18 protein-coding genes are annotated in these 19999 nt (G+C 64.1%); 11 read left to right on the top strand and 7 right to left on the bottom strand.

What is annotated here, in order from left to right:
• Positions 1-168: 168 nt before the first annotated feature.
• Entirely contained in the window at positions 169-1269 is a 1101-nt protein-coding gene (locus ACW9IN_RS23970) for an agmatine deiminase family protein (RefSeq protein WP_457368149.1), read from the top strand.
• On the opposite strand, the gene ACW9IN_RS23965 is transcribed toward ACW9IN_RS23970, so the two are convergent.
• Positions 1254-1739: a MarR family winged helix-turn-helix transcriptional regulator gene (locus ACW9IN_RS23965; RefSeq protein WP_457368148.1), complete on the bottom strand. Its 486-nt coding sequence runs from the start codon at positions 1737-1739 to the stop codon at positions 1254-1256. The two genes, ACW9IN_RS23970 and ACW9IN_RS23965, sit on opposite strands and share 16 nt — an antisense overlap.
• Before the next feature lie 281 nt (positions 1740-2020).
• On the opposite strand from ACW9IN_RS23965, the gene ACW9IN_RS23960 reads away from it, so the two are divergent.
• The 4 genes from ACW9IN_RS23960 to yghU are packed head-to-tail and all read left to right on the top strand — an operon-like array spanning position 2021 to position 8648.
• A complete protein-coding gene (locus tag ACW9IN_RS23960; RefSeq protein WP_457368147.1) occupies positions 2021-5200 on the top strand; it encodes an efflux RND transporter permease subunit in 3180 nt (1059 codons plus the stop codon).
• Position 5201: 1 nt separating this feature from the next.
• The gene (locus ACW9IN_RS23955) at positions 5202-6371 is read left to right on the top strand and encodes an efflux RND transporter periplasmic adaptor subunit (RefSeq protein ID WP_457368146.1); all 1170 of its coding nucleotides are present in this window, start codon (positions 5202-5204) and stop codon (positions 6369-6371) included.
• Entirely contained in the window at positions 6364-7806 is a 1443-nt protein-coding gene (locus tag ACW9IN_RS23950) for an efflux transporter outer membrane subunit (RefSeq protein WP_457368145.1), read from the top strand. The genes ACW9IN_RS23955 and ACW9IN_RS23950 overlap by 8 nt, the downstream gene beginning before the upstream one ends.
• Before the next feature lie 5 nt (positions 7807-7811).
• Positions 7812-8648, top strand: coding sequence for a glutathione-dependent disulfide-bond oxidoreductase (yghU, locus tag ACW9IN_RS23945; protein WP_457368144.1), 837 nt, complete (start codon positions 7812-7814; stop codon positions 8646-8648).
• Between the two features lie 47 nt (positions 8649-8695).
• Here yghU and ACW9IN_RS23940 read toward each other — a convergent pair whose 3' ends face one another.
• Together ACW9IN_RS23940 and ACW9IN_RS23935 are read right to left on the bottom strand one after the other, a co-directional pair.
• Positions 8696-9547 carry an oxidoreductase gene (locus ACW9IN_RS23940; RefSeq protein WP_457368143.1) on the bottom strand — a complete coding sequence of 284 codons (852 nt, stop codon included), beginning with the start codon at positions 9545-9547 and terminating at the stop codon, positions 8696-8698.
• 129 nt (positions 9548-9676) lie between these two features.
• Complete coding sequence (locus ACW9IN_RS23935; RefSeq protein WP_457368142.1) at positions 9677-10549, bottom strand: undecaprenyl-diphosphate phosphatase; 873 nt, start codon at positions 10547-10549, stop codon at positions 9677-9679.
• Positions 10550-10729: 180 nt separating this feature from the next.
• Here ACW9IN_RS23935 and ACW9IN_RS23930 point away from each other — a divergent pair, with 180 nt between their 5' ends.
• Positions 10730-11245, top strand: coding sequence for a GNAT family N-acetyltransferase (locus ACW9IN_RS23930; protein WP_457368141.1), 516 nt, complete (start codon positions 10730-10732; stop codon positions 11243-11245).
• 57 nt (positions 11246-11302) lie between these two features.
• Here ACW9IN_RS23930 and ACW9IN_RS23925 read toward each other — a convergent pair whose 3' ends face one another.
• A complete protein-coding gene (locus tag ACW9IN_RS23925; RefSeq protein ID WP_457368140.1) occupies positions 11303-12505 on the bottom strand; it encodes an NAD(P)/FAD-dependent oxidoreductase in 1203 nt (400 codons plus the stop codon).
• 248 nt (positions 12506-12753) lie between these two features.
• Between ACW9IN_RS23925 and ACW9IN_RS23920 the strand changes: the two genes are divergently transcribed.
• On the top strand, positions 12754-13314 hold the full coding sequence (locus tag ACW9IN_RS23920; RefSeq protein WP_457368139.1) for an RrF2 family transcriptional regulator: 561 nt from the start codon (positions 12754-12756) through the stop codon (positions 13312-13314).
• On the opposite strand, the gene ACW9IN_RS23915 is transcribed toward ACW9IN_RS23920, so the two are convergent.
• On the bottom strand, positions 13299-14261 hold the full coding sequence (locus ACW9IN_RS23915) for a GlxA family transcriptional regulator (RefSeq protein ID WP_457368138.1): 963 nt from the start codon (positions 14259-14261) through the stop codon (positions 13299-13301). The genes ACW9IN_RS23920 and ACW9IN_RS23915 overlap by 16 nt on opposite strands.
• Before the next feature lie 172 nt (positions 14262-14433).
• On the opposite strand from ACW9IN_RS23915, the gene ACW9IN_RS23910 reads away from it, so the two are divergent.
• The 3 genes from ACW9IN_RS23910 to ACW9IN_RS23900 all read left to right on the top strand — a co-directional run bounded on the left by ACW9IN_RS23910 (position 14434) and on the right by ACW9IN_RS23900 (position 16949).
• The gene (locus ACW9IN_RS23910) at positions 14434-15063 is read left to right on the top strand and encodes a TetR/AcrR family transcriptional regulator (protein ID WP_457368137.1); all 630 of its coding nucleotides are present in this window, start codon (positions 14434-14436) and stop codon (positions 15061-15063) included.
• The gene (locus ACW9IN_RS23905; RefSeq protein ID WP_457368136.1) at positions 15060-15737 is read left to right on the top strand and encodes a type 1 glutamine amidotransferase domain-containing protein; all 678 of its coding nucleotides are present in this window, start codon (positions 15060-15062) and stop codon (positions 15735-15737) included. Before ACW9IN_RS23910 ends, ACW9IN_RS23905 begins: the two co-directional genes overlap by 4 nt.
• 90 nt (positions 15738-15827) lie before the next feature.
• Positions 15828-16949 carry an alkene reductase gene (locus ACW9IN_RS23900; protein WP_457368135.1) on the top strand — a complete coding sequence of 374 codons (1122 nt, stop codon included), beginning with the start codon at positions 15828-15830 and terminating at the stop codon, positions 16947-16949.
• A gap of 51 nt (positions 16950-17000) precedes the next feature.
• On the opposite strand, the gene ACW9IN_RS23895 is transcribed toward ACW9IN_RS23900, so the two are convergent.
• Entirely contained in the window at positions 17001-17999 is a 999-nt protein-coding gene (locus ACW9IN_RS23895) for an NAD(P)H-quinone oxidoreductase (protein WP_457368134.1), read from the bottom strand.
• A 282-nt stretch (positions 18000-18281) separates the two neighbouring features.
• On the opposite strand from ACW9IN_RS23895, the gene ACW9IN_RS23890 reads away from it, so the two are divergent.
• Positions 18282-19157: a LysR family transcriptional regulator gene (locus ACW9IN_RS23890; protein WP_457368133.1), complete on the top strand. Its 876-nt coding sequence runs from the start codon at positions 18282-18284 to the stop codon at positions 19155-19157.
• A 3-nt stretch (positions 19158-19160) separates the two neighbouring features.
• Here ACW9IN_RS23890 and ACW9IN_RS23885 read toward each other — a convergent pair whose 3' ends face one another.
• The gene (locus ACW9IN_RS23885; RefSeq protein WP_457368132.1) at positions 19161-19979 is read right to left on the bottom strand and encodes an alpha/beta fold hydrolase; all 819 of its coding nucleotides are present in this window, start codon (positions 19977-19979) and stop codon (positions 19161-19163) included.
• Positions 19980-19999: the final 20 nt, after the last annotated feature.

The following is a 19999-nucleotide window of genomic DNA, read 5'->3' as shown; positions in this document are numbered from 1 at the left end:
GCGCTCCCGTTTTTTGGGGTCGCTACGCAACCCAGCGCGGGACAAGCCCGCTCACCACAGAAGCCCGCTCACCACAGAAGCCCGCTCACCACAGAAGCCCGCTCACCACAGAAAATCCAGTCACTCCAATCAACCCCCTTTTGATCCAGCCCCTAGCAAGAGAACACCATGCCAACCCGTCGCACCTTCCTCAAACACGCCAGCGTGGTCTGCGCCATGACCCTTCTTTCGACCCCGGTACGCGCCGCCGTCAAAGGCCGTTTCTACATGCCCGACGAGGGCGAAACACATCGCCAGGCGTTTATCGCCTTTGGTGCCCAGGACGCCATCTGGGAAGACTTCACCGCCGACGTGCAAGCCGCTCTGGGCCGGATCGCCCGTGCGATTGCCGAGCACGAGCCGGTCACGGTGTTTTGCCGCGAGGACGATCGCGGACTGGCGGAGCAGCACTGCGGCACGCGCAATATCACCTTTGTGGAAACCGAGCTGGATGACATCTGGATGCGCGACACCGGCGCCAATTTCGTCATCGATGGCACGGGGGGCGAGGGCGCGGTGGATTTCAATTTCAATGGCTGGGGCAACAAGCAGCAGCACGCCGACGATGCGTTGCTGGCCGGGCAGGTCGCCGAACACACCGGGGTGCGTCACCTGCGCAGCGAACTGGTGGGCGAGGGCGGTGCCATCGAGGTGGACGGCCTGGGCACTGGGATCATGACCGAGAGCAGTTGGATCAACCGCAATCGCAACCCCGACTGGACCAAGGCCGAGGTCGAGGCCGAACTCAAAGAGCGCCTGGGTCTGCGCAAAATCATTTGGTTGCCGGGCATCAAGGGCAAGGACATCACCGACGCCCATGTGGATTTCTACGCACGCTTTGTCTCACCCGGCGTGGTGCTGGCCAACTTGGATACCGACCCGGCGTCCTACGATCACAAGGTCACCCTGGCGCACCTGGAGATCCTCAAAAAGGCTACCGACGCCGATGGCCGCCCATTGCAGGTACACACCGTGTCGCCGCCGCTCAACCCGCGCAACAGCAAATTCAGTCGGGGCAACCCGGACTTCGCCGCGGGCTATATCAATTACTTCGTGATCAACGGCGCGGTGATCGCGCCCGAATTCGGCGACCCGGTGGCCGACCGCAAGGCGCTGGAGCTGCTGTCCCGGTTGTACCCGGGGCGCAAAGTGGTGCAACTGAACATCGACGCGATTGCAGCGGGCGGCGGCGGCATCCACTGCGTGACCAGCCATCAGCCGCTGGCCTGATCGTCCTTGGCCAGCAGCACTTGGGCAAAGTCATCGGAGGCAATGAAATCGAGGGTCTGGCGCAACTGTCGGGCCGCATCCTGGCCGAACGCCTGATCGAAGCGTTCGGCCATTTTTTTCGAGATGCGCTTGGCCGCCGCGTGGGTGCGCAAGCCTTCTTCGGTGAGCAGCACGCGGCGGCTGCGGCGGTCCAGTTCGTCCACCTGCAACGCCACCAGGCCATCGCGCACCAGCGGCTTGAGGGTGTGGCCGAGGGCGGACAGGTCCATCACCAGGCTTTGCGCCAACTCGCCCATCCTGGGGGTGCCGCCGGCCCTGTCGATGTGGTTGAGCACCGCCCACTGGGTTGCCTTGAGCCCGCAGGACGCGAACGCCTCGTCATAGATCTGGCCCAGGCGGCGTGATGTGCGGCGCACGGCACCGTTCACGCAGGTGCTGGGGCTCTCGGTGCAAGGTGCAGCAGATTTCACGGGCGATACTCTCTGAAACAAAAAAACGACGGGATGATTATGCCTGCGAAGCCTCTCGGGACAAGGCTTTTCAGACCGAAGATGAATACTGAGACAGCTTGAAACAAAATAGTTGCGTATGCCTCTAAAATCGATATCGTGGCATATGCCTCTTTGTGACCGGGACGTCGTTGCAGTGGTTTCCCTCGGGTTGCGCGTGGGGTGAGGCGGGAACATGGCAAGGCGCCGTCCCGGGCGGCCTGCCGGCTTGATCGTTCAACTCCCTGTCTGGATCCCACCCTATGCTGAGCCTTGTGCGCATCGCATTGCGGCGCCCTTATACCTTTCTGGTCTTGGCCATTTTCATCCTGATCATCGGCCCGCTCGCCGCCTGGCGAACGCCCACCGACATCTTTCCGGAGATCCGTATCCCGGTCATCGCCGTGATCTGGCAGTACACCGGCCTGCCGCCCGACCAGATGGCCGGGCGTGTCACCTCGCCGTTCGAGCGGGTGCTGACCACCACCGTGAACGACATCCGCCATATCGAAGCGCAGTCGCTGACGGGCTACGGGATCGTGAAGATCTTCTTCCAGCCCGGGGTCAACATCAGCACCGCCAACGCCCAGGTGACGTCGGTGTCCCAGGCGATCCTGCGGCAATTGCCGCCCGGCACCGTGCCGCCGCTGGTGCTCAACTACAGCGCTTCCACCGTGCCGATCGTGCAACTGGCGCTGTCGGGGGCGGGCCTGAGCGAGCAGCGCCTGGGCGACATCGGCCTGAACCAGGTGCGCCTGATGCTCACCAGTGTGCCCGGCGCGGCCTTGCCATACCCGTTCGGCGGCAAGAGCCGCCAGGTGCAGATCGACCTCGATTCAGCGCGCATGCAGGCGCGCGGTTTGTCGGCGCAGGACGTCGCCACCGCCCTGGCCACCCAGAACCTGATCACCCCGGTGGGCACCCAGAAGATCGGCAGCTACGAGTTCAACCTGCAACTCAACAATGCACCGTCGGACTTCCACGACCTGGAAAACCTGCCGATCAAGACCGCCGACGGCACCACCGTGCTGATCCGCGATGTGGCCACCGTGCGCGACGGCAACCCGCCGCAAAGCAACATCGTGCACGTCAACGGCAACCGCTCGGTGCTGCTGCCGGTGCTCAAGACCGGTTCGGCATCGACCCTGGGCGTGATCGCCGGCATCAAGGACAAACTGGCGGACAACAAAGCCGCCTTGCCGCCCAACCTGAACATCGACCTGATCGGCGACCAGTCGCTGTTCGTGCGCTCGGCCATCAGCGGCGTGGCCCGTGAAGGCTTGATCGCGGCGGCGCTGACCAGCCTGATGATCCTGCTGTTCCTCGGCAGCTGGCGCTCGACGGTGATCATCGCCACCTCGATTCCCCTGGCCATTCTGGCGTCGATTGCCACCCTGTCGGCGCTGGGCGAAACCCTCAACATCATGACCCTTGGCGGCCTGGCCCTGGCGGTGGGCATCCTGGTGGACGACGCCACGGTGACCATCGAGAACATCAACTGGCACCTGGAACAGGGCAAGCCGGTGGAAACCGCGATCCTCGACGGTGCCGCGCAGATCGTCACCCCGGCGTTCGTGTCGTTGCTGTGTATCTGCATCGTGTTCGTGCCGATGTTCTTCCTCGACGGCGTGGCGCGGTTCCTGTTTGTGCCCATGGCCGAAGCGGTGATCTTCGCCATGATCGCCTCGTTCATCCTGTCGCGGACCCTGGTGCCAACGCTTGCCAACTACCTGCTCAAACCCCACGTGCACGGCGAAGACGGGCATGCGCCGTCGCGCAACCCGCTGGTGATGTTCCAGCGCGGTTTCGAGCGGCGTTTCGAAGCCTTTCGCAGCCATTACCACAGCGTGCTCGACAGTGCCTTGCACCATCGCCGCACGGTGGTGATCGGCCTGCTGGCGTTCGTGGCGCTGTCGTTCGCGCTGGTGCCGTTTTTGGGCCGCAACTTCTTCCCCGAGGTCGATTCCGGCCTGATCCTGCTGCACGTGCGCGCGCCGGTGGGCACGCGGGTGGAGAGCAATGCGCACCTGATCGCCGAGATCGAAGACGCGATCCGCCGCAAGATCCCCGCACAAGAGCTCAAGGCGCTGGTGGATAACATCGGCCTGTCCATCAGCGGTATCAACGTGGTGTACAACAACACCGGCACCGTGGGCTCCCAGGACAGTGACATCCAGATCAGCCTGAACGAAGGCCATCGCCCGACCGCCGAGTACATGCGCGAACTGCGTGAAAGCCTGCCCCGGGAGTTCCCGAGCGCGGTGTTTTCGTTCCCGGCCTCGGACATCGTCGGGCAGATCCTCAACTTCGGCTCGTCGGCGCCCATCGATCTGCAAATCACCGGCAACAACCTGGCGGCCAATTTCACCTATGCCAGCACCTTGCTGCGCGAGATCCGCCGGGTGCCGGGGGTGGTGGATGCGCGCATCCAGCAGTCGCGGCAATTGCCCACTTTCAATATCGACGTGGACCGCACCCGCGCGCAGTTGGTCGGCCTCACCGAGCGCGATGTGACCAACAGCCTGGTGGTCAACCTGGCCGGTTCCAGCCAGGTGGCGCCGACGTTCTGGCTCAACCCGGCCAACGGCATTTCCTACCCGATCGTGATGCAAACCCCGCAATACAGCCTGGAAAGCCTGGCCGCGCTGCATAACCTGCCACTGAGCGGCGGCAGCGGGGCGGCGGCAGACCAGACCCTCGGCGGCCTGGCCACGATCCAGCGCAGCCACAGCAACTCGGTGATTACCCAGTCGGATATCCAGCCGGTGGTGGAAGTGCTCACGGCCATCCAGGACCGCGACCTCGGTGCCGTGGCCGCCGACATCCAGAGGATCATCGCCGCCCACGCCGGTGAGGTGCCGACCGGTTCCAAAGTGCTGTTGCAGGGCCAGGTGCAAACCATGAACGCGGCGTTCAGCGGCTTGCTGTTCGGCCTGTTGGGCGCGGTGGTGCTGATCTATCTGCTGATCGTGGTCAACTTCCAGTCCTGGAGCGACCCGTTCGTGATCATCACCGCGTTGCCGGCGGCCCTGGCGGGCATCGTGTGGATGCTGTTCGTCACCCACACGCCGTTGTCGGTCCCGGCCCTGACCGGGGCGATCATGTGCATGGGCGTGGCCACTGCCAACGCCATCCTGGTGGTGAGTTTCTGCCGCGAACGCCTGGCGGTGCACGGCGATGCGGTGCAGGCCGCGCTCGAAGCCGGCTTCACCCGGCTGCGCCCGGTGTTGATGACCGCCATCTCGATGATCATCGGCATGGCGCCCATGGCCCTGGGCCTCGGCGAGGGCGGCGAGCAGAACGCGCCGCTCGGGCGTGCGGTGATCGGCGGCCTGATGTTTGCCACCATCGCCACCTTGATACTGGTTCCGCTGATTTTCAGTCTTGTCCACGGGCGTCGTCAGCACGCCACGCGTGTGACCACCGTTAGCGTAGGGGTTTGACATGTCCGTTTCCAATTCTCAACCGAAGTCTTCCCGTGGCCTGCTCTGGCTGATCGTGGGCGGGGTGGCGGTGGTGGTGATCGTCGGTGTCGGCCTGGGCGTGCGCGCCAGTGAGTCCCGCGACCTCAAGACCTGGACCGACGCTCAGGCATTGCCCAGCGTCAACCTGATCAAGCCGGTGGTGCAGGCCCAGGGCCCGGTGCTCAATCTGCCGGGGCGCATGGAAGCCTATGCCCGCGCGTCGATCTTCGCCCGGGTCAACGGCTACCTGAAGTCCTGGAATGTCGACATCGGCACCCGGGTCAAGGCCGGGCAAGTGCTGGCCGAAATCGACACCCCGGAACTCGACCAGCAACTGTTGCAGGCCCGCGCCACGCTGGCCTCGGCCCAGGCCGATGCGCACCTGGCTGAAACCACCGCCAAACGTTGGCAGGCCATGCTGGCCAATGACTCGGTGTCGCGCCAGGACGTGGACGAGCGCACCGGCGACCTGGCCGCCAAGCAGGCGCGGGTGGCGGCGGCCAGGGCCAATGTCGAGCAACTGGTGGCGACCAAGGGGTTCCAGCGCCTGGTCGCACCGTTCGCCGGTGTGGTCACGGCGCGCAGTACCGATGTGGGCGCGCTGATCAGCGCCGGGGGCAGCGCCGGCAAGGAGTTGTTCGCCGTGGCCGACGTCAGCCGCTTGCGCGTGTATGTGCAGGTGCCGCAGACCTTTTCGCCACAGATTCGTGAAGGCACCACCGCGCGCCTCAGCGTGCCGGAATATCGCGGTGAGACCTTCACCGGCAAGGTGATCGCCACCGCCGACGCGGTCAACGCCGCCTCGGGCAGCACCCTGGTGCAATTGCTGGTGGACAACCCCGGCGGTCGCCTGCTGCCCGGCGGTTACACCAGCGTGCAATTCGACCTGCCGGTGCAGGCCGATGTGCTGCGGGTGCCATCCAGTGCCCTGGTGTTCGATGACCATGGCATGCGGGTCGCCACCCTCGACAGTCAGGACCACGTGCAATTCAAGACCGTGAGCATTGCCCGCGACTTCGGTGACAGCGTCGAAATCGCCAGCGGCCTGCAAGCCGCCGACCGGGTGATCGACACGCCACCGGACGGCCTGGCCGATAACGACGCGGTGCAACTGCGCGTCGCTGCCGCTGAGGTCAAACCCCATGGCTAAGCGCACGTTTCTGGGCTTGCTCGCCACCCTGAGCCTGGGCGCGTGCTCCCTGGCGCCGCCGCTCAAGGTGCCCGAAACCCCGTTGCCGGCGCAGTTCCACACCCAGGGCCCGTGGACCCTTGGCGCGCCGAACGACCAGGCCAGCCGCGACGGCTGGTGGCAGGTTTACAACGACCCGCAACTGGATGCGATGCAGCAACAGTTGTTGCGCAACAACCCGGACCTGAGCGCGGCGCTCGCTCACTATCAGCAAGCCCAGGGTTATGTCGCGCAGGCGCGTTCCGGGCTGTTCCCCAAGGTCTCGGCCATCGGCAACGGCCAGCGCATACGCCAATCGGACACGCGACCGCTGCGCTCGGCCACTTCGCCGGACGTCTATAACTCCGCGACCCTGGGCCTGGAGGTGGATTACGAAGTCGACCTTTGGGGCCGCGTGCGCGATACCGTCGCCGCCGGTACCAGCGACTCCGAGGCTGCCAGGGCCGACCTGGCCTCGGTGCGCCTGAGCTTGCAGGCGCAGTTGGCCGACAATTACATCCGTCTGCGTGGCATCGACTGGCAGAACCAGTTGCTCGAACAGACCCGCGACGCCTACGCCAAGGCCCTGGGCCTGACCGAAGGCTTGCACGGCGGCGGCATCGTCTCCGGCCTCGACGTGGCGCGGGCGCGCACCCAGCTGTCGACGGTCAAGTCGCAATTGAGCCAGAGCCAGGTGGAGCGCGCGCTGCTGGAACACGGGATCGCGGCCATGCTCGGCGAATCGGCATCGACCTACCGGATTGCGGTGAATGTCGCGCCGATCAGCTTGCCGAACGTGCCCACCGGTGTGCCTTCAACCTTGCTGCAACGTCGGCCTGACATCGCTGCCGCCGAGCGTCGTATCGCGGCGGCCAATGCGCGGATCGGCGTGGCCAAGGCCGCGTGGTTCCCGCAGATCACCCTGAGTGCCCAGGGGGGTTACCAGAGCGACGAGTTTGCGCGGCTGCTCAGTGCGCCCAACCTGTTCTGGGCCATCGGCCCGTCGCTGGTCGGTACACTGTTCGACGGCGGCGCGCGCCAGGCCCAGGTGGATATCGCCAAGGCCGCCACCGATGAAGCGGCGGCGAAGTATCGCGGTGTGGTGCTGGGCGCGTTCGCGCAGGTGGAAGACAACCTGTCGCAGATCGCCGGTCTGGGCGATGCCCTGAACGATCAGCGCGACGCCGCAGCGGCCGCGCAATACGCCGAAGATCTGTCGACCTCGCGCTATCGCCAGGGCGCCGTGGCCTATCTGGATGTGGTCACCGCCCAAGTCGCGGCGCTGGATGCCAAGCGCAGCGTGCTGCAACTGCAAACCCGACAACTGAGCGCCAACGTAGGCCTGATCAAGGCACTGGGCGGCGGATGGAACGTCGCCCGCCTGACCGCGTCGAACCCTATTGAAACCAAGGAGTAGTCACCATGACCGAGTACGTACCCCCGAAAGTCTGGACCTGGGACACCGAAAGCGGCGGCACCTTCGCCAGCATCAACCGGCCCATCGCCGGCGCCACCCATGACAAGGAACTGCCGGTCGGCAAGCACCCCTTGCAGTTGTATTCCCTGGCCACGCCCAATGGGCAAAAGGTCACCATCCTGCTGGAAGAGCTGCTGGCCCTGGGGCACAGCGGCGCCGAATACGACGCGTGGCTGATCAAGATCGGTGACGGCGACCAGTTCGGCAGCGGCTTCGTGTCGGTGAACCCCAACTCGAAGATCCCCGCCTTGCTGGACCGCAGCGGCGCCGCGCCGATCCGGGTGTTCGAGTCGGGCGCGATCCTGCAGTACCTGGCGGAAAAATTCGGCGCGTTCTTGCCCACCGAGCCGGCGGCCCGTGCGGAATGCCTGTCGTGGCTGTTCTGGCAGATGGGCAGCGCGCCGTACCTGGGCGGTGGCTTCGGGCATTTCTACGCCTATGCGCCGACCAAGATGGAGTACGCGATCAACCGCTTTGCCATGGAAACCAAGCGTCAGCTCGACGTGCTTGACCAGCGTCTGGCCATCAGCGAGTACATCGCCGGGGACGAATACACCATCGCCGACATCGCCATTTGGCCCTGGTACGGCGGCTTGGTGAAGGGGCGTTTGTACGGGGAGTCGGCGGAGTTTCTGTCGGTGCACGAATACAAGCATGTGCTGCGCTGGGCGGACGCCATCGAAGCGCGGCCCGCAGTGCAGCGTGGACGTCGCGTCAACCGCGTGTCCGGCGAGCCCGCCGAACAACTGCGCGAGCGGCATGACGCGAGTGATTTGGACTGATCACCCGCGCGTGAAGAAGCCGGCTCTTCGGCTTCTGCTGTTCAATCTCAGAAATCAGTGCCTCGGGAAACCGCTTCCCAGGCGCTGATTTCTGCTTTCAGCGCGTCCAGTTTCGCCGTCACGTGGTCCACCGCATCGTTGCCCAGCAACAGGTGCGTCGGCGGTTCGGCGCTGGCCACGACCTGCATCATTGCCAGCGCGGCCTTTACCGGATCGCCCGGCTGTTGCCCGCTGCGGGCCTGGCGCGCGGCGCGTATGGCGTCGAACGATTCGTCGTAGTCGGCGACGCTGCGCTTGGCACGCACCATGGAGCGTCCGGCCCAGTCGGTGCGGAAGGCCCCCGGCTCAATGGCGGTGACGTGGATGCCAAACGGCTTGAGCTCTTTGCCCAGGGCCTCGGAAATACCTTCCAGCGCAAACTTGCTGCCGTGGTACACGCCGAGGCCCGGGAAGGTGGTCAAGCCGCCCATCGACGTGATGTTGAGAATATGCCCGCGACGGCGCTCGCGCATGAACGGCAGCACCGCCTGTATCACCGCCACAGCGCCGAATACGTTCACTTCGAACTGCTGGCGCACGTCGTCCAGGTGCGCCTCTTCCAGCACGCCTTCGAAGCCATAGCCGGCGTTATTGACCAGCACATCGATGGGGCCGACCTGCTTCTCGATTTCAGCGACCACCGCCGGCACGAACAGGCTGTCGGTGACGTCCAGCAGGCGCCCGAAGGAAAAGCCGGGTTTGAGCCGATCGAAGGCGTCGACGGCTTCGGGTGTGCGGGCGGTGCCGACGACACGCTCGCCGTCGGCCAGCAATGCCTCGGCCAGGGCCTTGCCGAAGCCGGAACTGATGCCGGTGACAAGCCAGGTTTTTTGCGGGTGGATGAGCAGGTCTGCGGGCATGGGAACCTCCTGTGATAGTGCCTGGAATCTTTCTCCTTTGATCCCGGGTGCACAATCGGGCCAGACCTGCTCAGGCTTTGAAGGCGGGCTTCACAATGCGGATGGAATGAACGGCTTGCCCTGTGCCGATCAGCCCAGCAACCCGGTGCTCACCGCCACGATCAGAAACACCCCCAGCAACGCGCGGTATATCACGAACGGCCAGGTGGAGAAACGCTCCAGGAACTTCATCAGGCCCCAGATGGCAAAGAACGCCGAGACGCTGGCGACCACAAGCCCGAACAGCAAGTGGGGCCAGGCGTGCGCGGGCAGGTCGGCGTGCAGCAGCACCCACAGCTCTTTCAAACCGGCGAGGGCGATGGCCGGCAGGCCGAGCAGGAAGGAAAAACGTGCAGCTTCTTCGCGCTTGAAGTTGAGGAACAGCGCGGCAGTCAAGGTCGAGCCGGAGCGCGACACGCCGGGAATCAGCGCACCGATTTGCGCGATACCGACGATCAGTGCGTCACGCAGGCGCATTTCGCCCACCTCGCGGGTGTGCCGGGCACGCACTTCGGCCACGGCCAGCAGCACCGCCATCACCACACAGGAAATGCCGATCACCATCAGGCCGCGCAACGGCGAGTTGCATGCGTTCAGGGTCGACGACAACGCCAGGCCCGCGATCCCGATGGGCAGGGTCGCCAGCACGATGGCCACCGCCAGCTTGAACCACCGGTCGTTGTAGTCACCCCGGCGCACTGCGCCGATGCTGCCGGTGGTGACCTGGTGCACGTCGCGCCAGAAGTAACTGACCACCGCCGCCAGCGCCGCCAGTTGCATGGCCGCGGAGAACGCCGAGCCCGGGTCTTGCCAGCCGAGCAGGGCAGGCACCACGCGCATATGGGCGGTGGATGACACGGGCAGCAGCTCGGTGATGCCCTGGATCACGCCCAGGATGAAGATTTGCAGGTAATCCAGGGAGGCAAAGCCCACATCCAGGCCTGCGGTACAGACGTTGGTCAAAATGCGTGTCCTTGAGAAAAAGGGGAGAGGTGGGCGAAGTTTATTCTAAATGTTTCAGGAATTTGCCCGAGGCAAGACAAATCCAACATCGGTTCAGCAAACAGAAAGGTTGGGCGATGTATTGGCCTGGGAAGGGGTTTTGTGAACAATGGCGCCCTGCGTTTTTTGACCGAGAGATTCATGCCTGCCATTCCCGATACCACCGTCGAACTGATCCAGACCGGCCCGGAACATGCCGAGTTGATCCGCAACCTCTATCAGTACTACGCCTACGAGTCGTCGGACTGGGAACAGGAAGATGTCGACGCCGATGGCCGTTTCTATATCCATGACGAACACCTGGCGCGTTACTGGCAAGACCCGCAGTGGAGCGCCAACCTGTTGCTGGTCGATGGCTACATCGCCGGATTCCTGCTGATAGAAGGCAGCGAGTTGCCGGGGATCGATGCACTGGAGCTGGCCGACCTGTTCATCCTCAAGCGCTATCGCCGCAAAGGCATTGGGCGTGCGGTCGCCAGCCAGGTGCTGTGCAGTGGCGAGGCCAATTGGCTGGTGCGGTTTTATGATCAGGATGAGGTGTCCCAGGCGTTCTGGCGCACGGTGCTCGACAACCTGCCGCGCCCGGTGCAGACGCTGGAACTGGACGATGACCCGCAACTGATGAACTACTTGATCACCCGTGCGGCGTTGCATTGACGGCCTGTAACAGGGTGGCGAGTTGCTCGCCACCCTGGCTGTTCTTGGCTAAACGCTTCAGGCAATCGGAATCAACGGATCCGCTGCTGCCCATGCCACTTCGCGGTTGGCGGCCGGTGGGTAGATCCACACGGTATTGATTTCCGTCTTGCGCGTTTTACCTTCCTGCCGGGTCAGTTGGACCTGACGATCCCAGCCTTCGGTGTAGACCGCGCCCCAGCCGCCCAGGTCGAGGCAGGTCACGTATTTGGGTTGGCGGTAGGGGATCGGGTCCACGCCCAGGACTTGCGCGGCCACGTTGTTGCCTGCATGGCGGCCCAGCACGATGGCGTGCTGGCAGGTCATCAGGGCGTGGTTGCCCAGGTCGTCGGTGGCGGCATAGGCCACATCGCCCGTGGCGAAGATGTCCGGTTGGCCAATGACTTGGAGGTTGGCATCCACGTGCAGGCGACCCAGGGCATCGCGTTCGCCCGGAATCTGCTCGGTCAGGGTGCTGGCCCGTACGCCCGTGGTCCAGATCACGGTCTTGGCTTCGAGGTGCTGGCCATCGTCCAGCGTGACGCCGTTGTCATCCACGGCGACGACTGAGGCTTTCAAGCGCCAGCTGACCCCCAGTTCATCGCTGGCCTCGGCGATCAACTGGCTGATTTCAACGCCCATGGACATCCCGACTTTTTCACCGCGGTCGACGATGATCACATCGATATTCGCCTGTTCACCGAGGATGGCCCGCAGGCGCGCCGGCATTTCGGTCGCGGTTTCGATGCCGGTGAAGCCGCCGCCGGCCACCACCACGGTGTTGCGGCCTTTGCTGTCGGGCAGGTTGGCCAGGGACTTGAGGTGGTCTTCCAGGCGAATGGCTTCTTCGATCTGGTCCACATCGAAGGCGTATTGCGCCACGCCGGGAGTGTTGGACGTTGCCAGGCGGCTGCCGGTGGCCAGTACCAGTTTGTCGTAACCCAATACCTGTCGCGCGCCCGAGGCGTCGGTGTAGCTGACCTTTTTCTGCTGCACGTCGATGGTTTCAGCGGAGCCTTTGATGAAGTGCACGCCGACTGCATCGAACAGCTCGCCGACCGGCGCGGCCAGGCGGTGGGCATTCGGCTCATAAAAGCGCGGACGTACACGCAATTCGGCCTGAGGGGCCAGTACGGTCACGTCAACATCCTGGTGACCATGGGTGTCGAGCAGGCGGGTGGCGCTCAAGGCTGTCCACAAGCCACCGAAGCCTGCGCCGATGATCAGAATCTGCTGTTTCATGTTTAGCCCCTGAAGAGAGTCGCGGTTTGAATTTGAACGGCGACTATATTGGTCGTAGTTTATACCGGCAAGCGTTTTTTTGTGTAGACCAAAGCGGGTTTGGTGGAGAGGCAGGATGCGTTTTGCCGGCTTTAATGCGCGAAATCCCGCGTTTTCAGGGGCTTTCAGCTGAAGAGAGCAGACAACGCGCGTTGCTCCATCGCGTCCGTCACTGTTAGTATGTGCGACCAATTAAGTCGGAGATCGTGATGTCTCTTTACAGCGCGGGCGTTGAGTACGGTATTCACTGCCTGCTGTTTCTGGTGGGCGATGGTGGCGAGAGCCGTGAGGCCAGCGTGCGGGATCTGGCGGAACTGCAAGGCGTACCGCTGGACTATCTGGCGAAGATTTTCACCAAGCTGGCCAAGGCCAAACTGGTGGTGGCCACCGAAGGCGTGCGCGGCGGGTTCAAGCTGTCGCGGCCGTCCGATGAAATCAGCATCCTCGATATCGTCACGGCCATTGATGGTCGCAAGCTGATTTTCGAGTGCCGCGAGATTCGTGGCCGCTGTGCGCTGTTTGATGGTGCGCCACCGGCCTGGGCGCTCGACGGTCTTTGCTCGGTGCACGCGGCGATGATGACGGCACAAAAACGCATGGAGGAGGCGCTGGCCCAGCAAACCATCCTGGACCTGGCGCGAAAGGTCGGGCGCAAGTCGCCCACGGAGTTCCCGGCCCAGGTCGGTCGCTGGATCAATGAGCGTCGGGAAAAGAAGGTCGGCACGCTGGCCATCGAGCAGAGTATTCCGGTCACTCAGCTTTCGGACTGAACCCGCGCGGCCCCTGGGTTGAACAGCGCCTGCTGCATGGCCTGGGGCGGTTGGCCGAATGCACGCAAAAAGGCCTGGCGCAGGCGCTCGCGGTCGCCGAAGCCGGTTTCGCGGGCCACCACTTCAACCGGGTGACGACTGGTTTCCATCATTGCCCGCGCCGCTTCCACCCGCAGCGCTTCGATGGCCTTGGCCGGGGTCTGTCCGGTTTCTTCGCGGAATACCCGGCTGAACTGGCGCGGGCTGAGCCGCGCGACGTCGGCCAGGGCTTCCACCGACAGGTCATGGGTCAGGTTCTCGCGGGCATAGGCCAGCGCCAGTTGCACCCGGTCTGACTTGGGGTCCAGTTCCAGCAGGGCCGACAGCTGCGATTGCTCGCTGCCCCGACGCTGGGCGATCACCAGTTTGCGCGCAATGCGTCGGGCCAGGTCGGTGCCCAGGTCGTTCTCCACCATGGCCAGCGCCAAGTCGACCCCGGCGCTCATGCCGGCACCGGTCCAGACCTGCCCGTCGACCACGAACAACTTGTCGTCTTCCAGCTGAATGTCCGGGTAGCGTTTGCGAAATGCCGGGGCGTGAATCCAGTGCGTGGTGGTGCGTTTGCCTGTCAGCAGACCGGCCTCGGCCAGCACGAAGATGCCCATGCACAACGACGCCACGCGGCGCGACTGTACGGACGCCGCCTTGACCAGTTCCGGCAGGCCCGCTTCCGGCAGGCGAAAGTCCAGATAGCCGCTGACGATCAGCGTGTCATAACCGGCCTGGCGGATCGGCGTGGTGTTCACCGAGAACCCCTGGGATGTCATCACCGCGCCGCCGCTTTCCGACACCAGATGAAACTCATAGGCCGGTTCGCCCCGCAGCAGGTTCGCGCATTCGAACACCGAACCCAGGCTGAGGCTCAGGGACTGGAAGTTCGGGTAAACCATCAGCGCAACGCTGTGCATTGTCGTTCTCCGGGAGACGCAGGAGAGGCGATTGTCGGCGCGTGCCGGGCAAACGGCAACGCCTTTGCGTCATGTCCGGAATCCTCGCGGATATGACATTGTGCAAGGTTTGAGCGACTCCTAACATTCCCTCAACGAGCGAGACGACTGGTCTAATCGCGGGGGAGCCGACATGCACAACGAAACCAAAAGCGCACGACAGAGCATTCTGGATACCGCGCAGTCGATCGTCGGTCGCAAGGGTTTTTCGGCCGTGGGGCTCAACGAAATACTGCACACCGCCGAGGTGCCCAAGGGCTCGTTCTATCACTACTTCACGTCCAAGGACGCATTCGGCGTGGCCTTGCTCGATCACTACTTCGACCACTACGTGCAGGGCATGCAGCAACTGTTCGACCAGCCTGGCCTCACCCAGCACGCCAAGTTGATGCGCTACTGGGAGTGCTGGATCGACAACCAGACCGGCTGCACCGACGCCGGCAAATGCCTGGCCGTCAAACTCGGCGCCGAGGTGTCAGACCTTTCGGAGCCCATGCGCCTGGCCCTGCAACGCGGCACGGCACGCACCATCGCCTTGCTCGCCGAGGCCTTGCAGCGCGGCATCGACGACGGCTCCGTCAGCGTCACGCAACACCCCGAAAGCCTGGCCCGGCGCCTGTATGCGTTGTGGCTGGGGACCAGCGTCATGGGCAAGATCACCCGTACATCCGCGCCTTTCGACGAGGCGCTGCAACTGACCCGACAGCTGTTGGGCCATCCGGAACACACCGACACTCACACCTATCGAGGCACTGGAAAATGAAAGTATTAATGGTACTGACCTCTCACGACCAGCTCGGCAATACCGGGCGCAAGACCGGCTTCTGGCTCGAAGAGTTTGCAGCTCCCTACTACGCGTTCAAGGACGCCGGCGCCGAGGTGGTGCTGGCCTCTCCGGCGGGCGGCCAGCCGCCACTGGACCCGGTGAGCGACCTGCCGGACTTCCAGACCGAACAGACCCGTCGCTTCGCTGCCGACCCGGCCGCCCAACAAGCGTTGGCGACCACCGTCAAGCTGGACACGGTTCGCGCCGCCGACTTCGACACAGTGTTCTATCCCGGCGGTCATGGGCCGCTGTGGGACCTGGCCGAGTCGCCGACCTCGATTGCCCTGATCGAGGCGTTCGAACGCGCCGGCAAGCCCATCGGTTTCGTCTGCCACGCACCGGGCGCGTTGCGTCACGTCAAGGCGGCCAACGGTCAACCGCTGATCAAGGGCCGTCGGGTCACCGGGTTCTCCAACTCGGAAGAGGCCGCCGTGGAATTGACCGATGTGGTGCCGTTCCTGATTGAAGATGAATTCAAGCAACTGGGCGGCCTTTATGAAAAGGGCGCCGACTGGCAGTCCTTCGTCCTCGAAGATGGGCAACTGGTCACCGGACAGAACCCCGCCAGCTCCAGTGATGTGGCCAAGGCCCTGCTGAAGCTCACCGCATAACTCCATAACCTCATAAAACGCAATGACGGCCTGACGACGCTCTAAGCGTCGCCAAGGCTTCCGTTCGCCTTGAATTCGGAAAAACGCCCCATGACAACTACCCTGAACACCCCGCTGACACTGGGCCGCCATCGCCTGGCCAACCGCATTGTGCTGCCGCCCCTGACCCGCCAACGCAGCACCCAGCCCGGCGATATCGCCAGTGGCTTGATGGCCGAGTATTACCGCCAGCGTGCCGGCGCCGGGTTCATGGTCAGCGAAGGCACGCAAATCGAACCCCGTGGCCAGGGCTACGCGTGGACACCGGGTATCTACACCCAGGCGCAGATCGACGGCTGGCGCACCGTTACCGATGCAGTGCACGCCGAAGGCGGAGTGATCTTTGCCCAGCTGTGGCATGTCGGCCGTGTGTCACATCCTGGTTTGCAACCTGAAGGAGCTGCGCCGGTCGCGCCGTCGGCGATCCAGCCGCAGCAGGTCAAGGCCTTTATCCAGACTGCACCGGGCGCCGGTGAACTGGTGCAGCCGCCACAACCCCGTGCGCTGGAGACCGCCGAGGTCAAGGACTTGGTCGGGCTCTACGCCCAGGCCGCCCGCAATGCGTTGGAGGCCGGTTTTGACGGGGTGGAGATTCATTCGGCCAACGGTTACCTGGTCAACCAGTTCATCTCGGTGCAGGCCAACCGGCGCGAGGACGAATACGGCGGCTCGTTGCCCAACCGCCTGCGTTTTCTGCGCGAGATCGTCGAAGCGGTGAGTGCGGTGGTGGGCCCGGAACGCCTGGGCGTGCGTTTTTCGCCGCTGTTCAGCAGCACCGAGCAGGATCGGGTCTACCTCGGCCTGGTGGAAGATGACCCCCATCACACCTACCTCGAAGCGATCAAGCTGCTGGAAGCGGCGGGCATCGCCTATGTCTCCATCGCCGAAGCCGACTGGGACAACGCCCCCGATTTGCCCGCCACCTTTCGCCGGGCGGTGCGCGACGCGTTCAGTGGTCGGATCATCTACGCCGGCCGCTACACCGCCGAGCGCGGCGCACAATTGCTGGACGCAGGGCTGGCGGACCTGATCGCGTTTGGCCGGCCCTTCATCGCCAACCCGGACCTGCCGCAGCGGCTGTTCAAGGGCTGGCCATTGAACCCGCTGCGGGCCGAGGGCATGTATGGCGGGGCAGAGGCGGGATACACCGATTACCCTGCCTACGCGCAATGACCAGGGGTTGAACCCCGCTCGCTAAATCAGCGTGCTTGCGGGCGGCGGTACTCAGACCACCCGCAGCACAATCTTGCCGATATGCTCACCACCTTCCATCCGGCCATGGGCCTGGTCGGCCTCGGTGTAATCAAACACTTGGTCGATCATTGGCAGGCAGCGCCCGGCTGACAGCAGGGGCCAGACGTGCTCGCGCAGTTGCTCGGCAATCGCGGCTTTCTCCTCCCGGGTACGCGCCCGCAACAACGAGCCGGTGACAATCGCGCGCTTGCCCAGGATGGTCAGCAGGTCGACGTCATTGGCCTTGGCCCCGCCGAGGAACCCCAGCATCACCAGGCGGCCGTCCATGGCCAGGGCCTTGAGGTTGTTGTTGAGGTACGAGCCGCCCATGATGTCGAGGATCACATTCACGCCCTGGCCACCGGTTTTTTCGGCGATCACCTCGGCGAAATCCTGCTCGCGGTAGTTGATCGCTTCGGCGCCCAGGGCGCGGATGGCGGCGCATTTGTCTTCACTGCCGGCGGTGGCAAAGGCCTCGATGCCAAACGCGCGGCACAGCATCAGCGCCGTCGTGCCGATGCCACTGGTACCGCCGTGGATCAGCACTCGCTGGCCCTTGTGCGCACCGCCGATGCCGAACAGGTTGGCCCACACGGTAAAGAACGTTTCCGGGATCGCCGCCGCTTGAATCCAGTCCATGCCGTCAGGCACCGGCAAGGCCTGGCTGGCGGGCACCACGCAGTACTGCGCGTAGCCGCCGCCATTGGTCAGTGCGGTGATCCTGTCACCCAGCGAGTAGTCGCTCACGCCATCACCCAACCCCACCACTTCACCCGCCACTTCCAGGCCGGGGATCGGGCTCATGCCGGGTTTCATCGGGTACTTGCCCGCCCGCTGCAGGGCGTCGGGGCGGTTGACCCCGGCGGCGTGCACGCGAATCAGGATCTCGCCGGGCCCCGCGACCGGCAGGGTCACCTGGCGCGGTTGCAACACTTCGGGGCCACCGGGCGTGGTGATTTCAATCAGGGTCATTTCAGTAGGCAGGTTCATGGCAAATACCTTTTCCAGTCGGTTCGGTTATGCAGCAGGGCAAGTCGATTGGGCATGCGGGGCAGGGCGCAGGTTCAATAAGCCTGCCAGGGGCACTGAGCCTGGGGCGAAGGTGCCGATGATGACGGCCACTACGGCCAGCTCATGTAGCGGGAAGACGGGATGGGCATGATGGCGATCCTGAGGAATTTTCTCTGGTGCCCAGCTTATCGGAGTTTTGTGATGCAATAATGCTGCGATTTATCGTCATACGGATGCATTTTTGCATCACGAGAGGTGCGCATGAATTGGGACGATGCACGGGTGTTTCTGGCGGTGTGTCGCGAATCGACGTTGCGTGGCGCCGCGCGGGTGCTGGGGGTCGATCAGGCGACCGTTGGCCGGCGTATCAACGCCCTGGAAAAGTCCTTGGGCGCCACGTTGTTTCTGCGTACCTCCGAAGGCTACGCGCTCACCGCCGTGGGCGAAGCCGCGTTGCTTTCGGTGGAAAAAATGGAGCGTTCGGCCCTGGACCTGGAGCGCCAGGTACAAGGCCAGGACGACCGCCTGACCGGCACTGTACGGGTCAGCACCACCGACTCGATGGCCATCGACTTCCTGATCCCGGCCATCGCCAACCTGCACCACAAGCACCCGGATGTGCGCGTGCAACTGGACGCCTCGACGCAAATCCTCAGCCTGGCCAAGCGCGAAGCCGACATCGCTGTGCGCAATACCCGGCCAGACAACCCGGACCTGATCGCCCGGCGTATCGCCCGTTGGCCGGTGGGGCTGTTTGCCGCGCAAGGCTACCTCGACCGTCACGGAGCGCCGAAGCCGGGCAGCCTCTTCGAAGGGCACGACCTGGTGGTCTATCAACCCTATCTGCAACAACACAAGGACTTGTCGCTTGCCTGCGAGCCCATTGGCCGTGGGCGCATCGTGGCCACCTTGAGTTCCAGCTTGCTGGTGCGCCGCTCCATCGCCGCCGGCATTGGCATCGGCGAAATCCCGGTACACAGCGGCGAGCTGGATGGCTTGGTGCGTTTGTGGCCGGAGCGTACCCGGCCACTGCCCTACGAGGTCTGGCTGGTGACCCATGCCGACTTGCGCCACACCGCGCGGGTGCGGGTGGTGATCGATGAGATCGTCGCGGCGTTTGCCGGCACGGGGGAGTGAGTATCAGCGCTGGAGAAATGCCAGCAGATCCTCGTTCAGTGCCTGCGCGTGGGTGGCGGCGAAGCCGTGTGGCGCGTCCTTGTAGACCTTCAGTTCAGCGCCCTTGATCAGCTCGGCGGCCACCTTGCCGGTGGTTTCGAACGGCACGATCTGGTCGGCATCGCCGTGGATCACCAGGGTCGGCACGTCGATCTTCGCCATGTCCGGGCGGAAGTCGGTTTCCGAGAACGCAGTGACGCAGTCCACCGTCGACTTGAGGGACGCCTGCAGAGCGATTTGCAGGGTCTGGGTCTGCACGCCGGCGGACACCACCTGGCCCTTGTTGATGCCGTAGAACGGCGCGTTGAAATCGCTGATGAACTGCGCGCGATCCTTCAACAGCTCGGCCTTGAAACCGGCGAACACATCGAGCGGCACGCCCTGGGGGTAATCATCTTTCTGGCCGAAGATCGGCGTGACTGCGCCGAGCAACACCAGGCCGGCGACCCGTGCGCTGCCGTGGCGGCCGATGTAGCGGGCCACGTCGCCGCCGCCCATGGAGAAGCCCACCAGGGTCACGTCCTTGAGGTCCAGGTGTTCGATCAGTTGGGCGATGTCGTCGGCGAAGGTGTCGTAGTCGTTGCCGGTCCAGGGCTGGTCCGAGCGGCCAAAGCCACGGCGGTCGAAGGCGATGGTGCGGTAGCCGCGGCTGCTCAGGTATTCCATCTGGTATTCCCACATGTCGGCATCCAGTGGCCAGCCATGGCTGAACAGCACGGGCTTGCCGCTGCCCCAGTCCTTGAAATAGATCCGGGTACCGTCTTTGGCAACGAAAGTGCTCATGAACATCTCCTTGAAAGTGG

This window comes from Pseudomonas sp. SDO5271_S396 (assembly GCF_054071795.1).
The sequence above is the reverse complement of the archived record's forward strand: the minus strand, read 5'-3'. Positions and strand labels throughout refer to the sequence as shown.